The sequence below is a fragment of the Falsiroseomonas oryzae genome (assembly GCF_027856955.1).
GTDB classification, from domain to species: domain Bacteria; phylum Pseudomonadota; class Alphaproteobacteria; order Acetobacterales; family Acetobacteraceae; genus Falsiroseomonas; species Falsiroseomonas oryzae.
Genome location: NZ_JAPSMD010000495.1, coordinates 1 through 3,550, shown reverse-complemented (window position 1 = coordinate 3,550; position 3,550 = coordinate 1). Strand labels below are relative to the sequence as shown.

General features: G+C 73.1%; 3 protein-coding genes. All 3 read right to left on the bottom strand.

The genetic code is table 11. From position 1 onward, the window contains the following. Positions 1 to 1,237: UDP-N-acetylmuramoyl-L-alanine--D-glutamate ligase (gene murD / locus OZN99_RS27670; RefSeq protein WP_270938446.1), on the bottom strand; the 1,237-nt coding region annotated here is incomplete at its 3' end. Further along, positions 1,234 to 2,322 (bottom strand): phospho-N-acetylmuramoyl-pentapeptide-transferase, encoded by a 1,089-nt coding sequence (gene mraY / locus OZN99_RS27665; RefSeq protein ID WP_270938445.1) that lies wholly within the window; start codon positions 2,320 to 2,322, stop codon positions 1,234 to 1,236. The genes mraY and murD, both read right to left, overlap by 4 nt. Next, on the bottom strand, positions 2,319 to 3,550 hold a 1,232-nt coding region (locus OZN99_RS27660), incomplete at its 5' end, for a UDP-N-acetylmuramoyl-tripeptide--D-alanyl-D-alanine ligase (RefSeq protein WP_270938444.1). The genes OZN99_RS27660 and mraY, both read right to left, overlap by 4 nt.

Genomic DNA, 3,550 nt, shown 5'->3' with positions numbered 1-3,550 from the left:
CGGCCGCGGCGGCGGCGGGCACGGCGGCGTCCAGCGTGCCCGCCACCTCGTGCGGCACGCCATGCGCCGCCAGCGTCGCCGCCAGCAGCGGCGCGTCCTGCCCCACCAGCAGGGCGCGGGCGATGCGCGGGAAGAGCGGCGCCAGGCTCTCGATGCCGCCGTCCTTCGCGATCCCGCCCGCGATCCAGACCACGCGGTCGTAGGAGGCGAGCGCACGGGCCGCGCTGTCGGCGTTGGTAGCCTTGCTGTCGTTCACGAAGACCACGCCGCCCAGCGTGCCGACGCGCTCCTGCCGGTGCGGCAGGCCCGGGAAGCTGGCCAGGCCGGCGGCGATCTCGCTGCGGCTCAGGCCGGCATCCAGCGCGACCGCGGCGGCCGCCGCGGCGTTCTGGGCGTTGTGCGCGCCCGGCAGCGCGGGGGCAGTCCGGAGGTCGGCAATCTCCCCGGCGACGTCGCGCAGGCGCGCGCCCTCCGCCCAGATGCCGCCCGCCACCGGCTGCAAACCGGAGATCGGCAGCAGACGCGACCGTACGGCACCGGCCATGCCTGCCGAGAGCGCGTCGTCCTGCCCAAGCACGCCAAGGTCCTCCGGGCGCTGCCGCGCGAAGATCATCGCCTTTGCAGCGGCATAGCCGGCCATGCTCCCATGGCGGTCCAGGTGGTCGGCGCTGAGATTCAGCATCACAGCCGTGTTGAAGCGGATCGTTGCGAGTCGCTCCAACATGTAGGACGACATTTCGAGGGTGTACGTCCCTCCCGGCCCCAAGATGTTGAGGCCGAGCGCGGCCGGCCCAAGGTTCCCGCCGACCTCCGACACCCGCCCGCTGCCCGCCAGCAGGTGGTGGACCAGGGCGGTGGTGGTGGACTTGCCATTGGTGCCGGTGATGCCCACGAAGCGGGCGCCGCTGCCCGCCGCCCGCACGGCGCGGAACAGATACTCCACGTCGCACAGGATCGGCACCCCTGCCTCCGTGGCCCGGGCCGCGACGGGGTGCGGCCGGGGCAGGGCGTGCGGGATGCCGGGCGAGAGCAGCAGCGCGTCGAAGCGGAAGGCACCGGCCGCGAGGTCCCGCACGGCAAGACCGGCGCGCTCCGCCGCCTCCCGCGCAGGCGCGCCGTCGTCCCAGGCCGTGACCTCGGCGCCCCATGCGGCCAGGCGCTGCGCCGCCGGCAGCCCGGCGCGGCCGAGCCCGACGACCGCGATGCGCTGACCGGAGAAGGGCCGGAACGCGCTCATCGGATCTTCAGGGTCGAGAGGCCGACCAGCGCCAGCACCATCGCGATGATCCAGAACCGGATCACGATGGTCGGCTCCGCCCAGCCCTTCTTCTCGAAGTGGTGGTGCAGCGGCGCCATCAGGAAGACGCGCCGCCCGGTGCGCTTGTACCAGAAGACCTGGATGACGACGGACAGCGTCTCCACCACGAACAGCCCGCCGACGATCGCCAGGACGATCTCGTGCTTCGTCGCGACCGCCACCGCGCCCAGCGCCCCGCCGATGGACAGGCTGCCGATGTCCCCCATGAAGACCTTGGCCGGCGGCGCGTTGAACCACAGGAAGCCCAGCCCCGCGCCGATCAGGGCGGAGAGCACCACGGCCAGCTCGCCGGTGCCGGGCACGAAATGCAGCTGCAGGTAGTCGGCGAAGACGCGGTTGCCGACCAGGTAGGCGATGAGCGCGAAGACGCCCGCCGCCAGCATCACCGGCACGATGGCCAGCCCGTCCAGTCCGTCCGTCAGGTTCACCGCGTTGGAGGAGCCCATCATCACCAGCATCGCCAGCAGCGGGAAGGCGATGCCCAGCGGCACCAGCACCTCCTTGAAGACGGGCACGGCGAGCGTGGTGGAGAGCGGAGCCGGCAAGAGCCACATGATCCAGATCGCCGCCGCGAGCCCGATCAGCCCCTGCACCAGCAGCTTCTGGCGGCCCGACACGCCCTTGGTGTTGCGCTTCGTCACCTTGAGCCAATCGTCGGCGAAGCCCAGCGCGCCGTAGCCCAGCGTCACCAGCAGCACGACCCAGACGTAGTGGTTGCGCAGGTCGGCCCACAGCAGGGTGGAGGCCACCAGCGCGATCAGAATCAGCAGGCCGCCCATGGTGGGCGTGCCCTTCTTCGTCAGCAGGTGGCTTTCCGGCCCGTCCTCGCGGATCGGCTGGCCGCCCTTCTGCGTCGCCCGCAGCCAGCGGATCAGCGACGGCCCGATCAGCAGCGAGAGGAACAGCGCCGTCATGCAGGCCGCACCGGCCCGGAAGGTCAGGTAGCGGAACAGGTTGAACAGGATGAACTCGTCGGCCAGCGGCGCGAGCAGGTTGAAGATCACGGAACCACTCCGGCGCCCTTGGCGGCTTCGTCCTTGTTGAGCGAGGTCAGCGCCACCACCACCGGCGCCATGCGGCTGCCGAGCGAGCCCTTCACCAGCACCGCGTCGCCGGGGCGGACCGCCGCGGCCAGCAGGGGCGCCAGCGCCGCGCTGTCCGCCAGATGCGCGCCGCGCCGGGATGCCGGCAGGGCGTCGAAGAGGTGGCGCATCAGCGGGCCGCAGCAATAGACCAGGTCGGCCACCGCCGCGACGTCCGGGGCAAGCTCCGCATGCATGGCAGGCCCGCCCTCGCCGAGCTCCCGCATGTCGCCCAGCGCCGCGATGCGCCGTGTCGCCGGCTGCGCCGCCAGCACCGCGAGTCCGGCCCGGATCGAGGCAGGGGAGGCGTTGTAGCTATCGTCCAGCAGGATCGCCGCGCCGCCGGGCAGCGACAGCGTCACCCGTTGCCCGCGCCCCGCGCCGGCGCCGAAAGCCGACAGCGCCTCGGCCGCGGCCACCACGTCGCCGCCGAGCGCATGCACCGCCGCCAGAACGGCGCAGGCATTGATCGCCAGATGCTGGCCTGGCGCGGCGAGATGCACCGACAGCGGCAGCCCGTCCATCAGCAGCCGCGCCGTGCCGCGGTCGGCGGCGCCGACATAGTCCGTCAGCTGGATGTCGGCGCGGGAGCTCTCGCCGAAGGTCAGCACGCGCGCGCCGATCGCCTCCGCGCGGTCCGCGAGGCGCGGCAGGAAGGCGCTGTCGGCCGGCAGGACCGCGACCCCGCCACCCGCTTTCTCCAGCCCGAGCAGGATGTCGCCCTTCTCCTCCGCGATCGCCGCCTGGCTGCCGAGATTGCCGATGTGGGAGGTGCCGATCGTGGTGATCACCGCGACATGCGGCCGCGCCAGCCGCGTCAGGGGCGCGATCTCGCCGCGGTTGTTCATCCCCATCTCGATCACCGCGAAAGCCGCGTCGCTCGGCAGGCGGGCCAGGGTCAGCGGCACGCCCCAGTGGTTGTTGTGGCTGGCCGCCGCGGCATGGGTCGGGCCGAGGGCGCCGAGCGCGAGGCGCAGCATCTCCTTCGTCGTGGTCTTGCCGACGCTGCCGGTCACGCCGACGAAGCGCGCGGCGCTGCGCGCCCGCGCGGCGGCGCCCAGCGCGCGCAAGCCCTCCAGCGTATCGGCCACCCGCAGCAGCGGCGCATCGGCGGCGACGCCCGGCGGGTCCCGGTCCACCAGCGCGGCTG